The 2,951-nt window shown below is 66.0% G+C and carries 1 protein-coding gene and 2 pseudogenes; all 3 read left to right on the top strand.

The window, feature by feature from the left end; genetic code table 11:
- Positions 1-178: 178 nt before the first annotated feature.
- Positions 179-526, top strand: a pseudogene (locus Q1B08_RS22235) (permease); the annotation flags it as partial.
- 103 nt (positions 527-629) lie between these two features.
- Complete coding sequence (locus tag Q1B08_RS21165; protein ID WP_299823258.1) at positions 630-1,487, top strand: permease; 858 nt, start codon at positions 630-632, stop codon at positions 1,485-1,487.
- A gap of 134 nt (positions 1,488-1,621) precedes the next feature.
- A pseudogene (locus tag Q1B08_RS21160) lies at positions 1,622-2,831 on the top strand (ISNCY family transposase); the annotation flags it as partial.
- Between the last annotated feature and the right edge of the window lie 120 nt (positions 2,832-2,951).

Raw genomic sequence — 2,951 nt, 5'->3', positions numbered from 1 at the left:
CGAAGGGCCCGAGGCCCATGGTCTTCATGTATGAAGGGCTTGCCCGGCCCACATGAACGAGGCCCGGTCGCCGGTCGGCGGATTCGCCAGCGAAGGACCCGTTGCGCCCGGTTGACGGGGTGCCTGGGCGGGGCATCTTTTCGGGCGCAGCAAGCCTCACCACCCGACGGAGGATCGCATGGCCCAAGGTTTTCTGGCCAACTGGGCCGACGCGGCGCTGACCACGGCGGGGTTCTTCTGGACCGCCTTCTTGACCTTCGGCCTGGGCTACCTGATCTCGGCGATGATCCAGGTCTTCGTAACGCAGGCGCGCATGCGGCGCACCATCTCCGAGGAGGGGCCGCGCTCGGTGGCCCTGGCGACCTTCTTCGGCTTCGCGTCCTCGTCGTGCTCCTTCGCGCTGGCCACGACGCGCAGCCTGCTGTCGAAGGGCGCGGGGCTGGTGCCCTCGCTGGCCTTTCTGCTCGCCTCCACCAACCTCGTGATCGAGCTCGGCATCATCATTGCGGTGTTCCTGTCCTGGCACTTCGCGGTGGGCGAGTACCTGGGCGGCCTGCTCCTGATCCTCTTCCTGTGGGGCATCGTGCGCCTCAGCCGGCCCCGCAAGCTCGTCGAGCGGGCGCGAGGGCGTGGAGGAGGACGAGGAGGAGACGCCCGACTGGCGTCGCCTGATCCGCCGGCTCGAGGGCTGGACGCGCGTGGCGCGCGCCTACTGGATGGAATGGGGCGTGGTGTGGAAGGACGTCACGGTCGGCTTCACGCTGGCAGGCATGATCGCGGTGTTCGTGCCCAACGCGTTCTTCACCTTCATCGGCTCAATGGGGAACATCCCGCCGGCCGCGGTGCTGCTCAAGAACGGGGTGAGCATGGCCGGGATCATGACCTTCATCTTCTCCGACCTCGTGGTGTTCCCCGTGCTGCGGGTGAACGCGAGTTACTACGGCTGGCCGATGGCGCTCTACATCGCTGGCGTGTTCCTCGCCGCGCTCGTCATGACCGCGCTGATCGTGCACTACGCCGTCGTGCTGGTGGGTCAGTTGCCGGGTGACACGGCAGGTGGACCGACGTCCGGAGAAAACGGGACGCCAGAGCAGGCCGAGGGGCGGCAGGCAGGGCAGGAGGCGAGCGACTCGACCACCAAGGGTGACGATGCAGGGCGAAGCGCGAACGGTGAAGGCGGCGAGCCCAGTGTGGAGGAGCGGCCCGAGCGGCGCTTCGCGATCGACTACACCTTCTTCCTCAACGCCGTCTTTTCGGCGCTCAGCGCCGCGTTCGGATGGCTCGCTTGGCGGCAAAATGGGAGCGGCGACGCAAAGGATGACGCTGAGAAGAAGGACAGTCAGGAAGATGAAGAAAACGACGGGTCAAGTGACGGGGGTGGTCAGGGCTGGCTCGAGCGCACGTTGTTCCGGCTCGCCATGGCATCCTACGCATGGGTTGCCATCGGGCTCGCCTTGTTCGCCTTCGGCGTCTCTCGCGGCACGTAAGGAAGCTCGGCAACCTTTCTATTACATAATATTAGCCATTAGTTTTGGATTGTAGGCGCAAAATTAAACTGTTCCCATGTGCAAAGTAGGAGTGTCACGCTTCCCCGTTTGACGATCAGGTTGGGAGTGCGACTGTGGGATGGATTGTGACGAGCGCGCGCGCGTTGAACCGGATCGAGGTCCTTGGTCAGGTGGTCCAGGGTCGGATGACCGCGACGAACGCGGCGACCCTGCTGGGCCTCGGTCGCAGGCAGGTTCAGAGGCTGAGGAAGGCTTTCGAGGCCGAGGGTGCGGCGGCGATCCGGCACAGGGCCCGCGGCCGGGGTCTCGAACAACCGGATCGATCCGGGCATCCGGGAGTTCGCCGTCACGCTGGTCCGGGAGCGCCATGCGGATTTCGGACCGCCCCTGGCGGCCGGGAAGCTGTTCGAACAGCATGATCTGAAGGTCTCGCGCGAGACCCTGCGCGAATGGCGACAGGCCGATGGGCTCTGGCTCGCACGCCAGCAGCGCCGGACGTTCCATCAGCCTCGATTGCGCCGGGAGGCTCTGGGCGAACTGGTGCGGACCGGCGGCTCGGATCATCGCTGGTTCGAGGACCGCGGGCCGCCCTGCACGCTGCTCGTGTTCGTCGACGACGCGACGAGCAAGCTGATGCAGCTGCGTTTCGTGCCGTCCGGGAGCACGTTCAGCGACGTCGAGGCATTGGAGCTGTACCTGGCCAACCACGGTCGGCCGGTCGCCTTCTACAGCGACAAGCACACGGTGTTTCGTGTCGCCAGACAGGCAGCGAGAACAGGTCACGGCATGACGCAGTTCGGTCGTGCCCTGAACGGGCTGAACGTCGGGATCCTGTGCGCGAACAGCTCCCGGGCCAGGGGCCGTGTCGAGCGTGCGAACCGGACGCTGCAGGATCGCCCGGTCAAGGAACTGCGGCTCGCGGGCATCTGCAGCATCGCGGCGGCGAACGCGTTCCTTCCCGGCCTCAGGGATCGCCACAACGCCCGCTTCGCCAAGGTGCCGCGCCGGCCCGACGACCTGCACCGGGCGCTGAATGTCGAACCCGCTCGCTTGCACGACGTTCTCTGTCCGAGGGACCAGCGCTATGTTGGCGCACAGCTCTCCCTGTCGTACGAGCGCAAACGGATCATCCTCGAGGAGAACGACGTCACCTGCGGTCTCGCGGGCAGGTACGTCGATACCCATGTCTTCCCGGACGGTCGGCTGGAAGTCCGCTGGAAGGGCGTCCGCTTGCCCTACAGGGTCTTCGACAAGGATCAGCGCGTCACCCATGCCGCGATCACCAGGAACAAGCACCTGAGCGCGGTCCCGGAGTTCATCGAGGCAGAACAGGACAAGGCCCCGCCGAAAGCCCGGGGAGTGTCAAGAGTTCTGTGTATCCGGCGGCCGGTCCGGTTACGTGGCGGCCGCTCTCAGCCCCTGACGGGGGAGAAGCGGTCCTTG

Origin of the sequence: uncultured Jannaschia sp., from assembly GCF_947494025.1 — a bacterium.
Lineage (GTDB): Bacteria > Pseudomonadota > Alphaproteobacteria > Rhodobacterales > Rhodobacteraceae > Jannaschia.
This window is presented reverse-complemented; position numbering and strand designations above follow the sequence as displayed.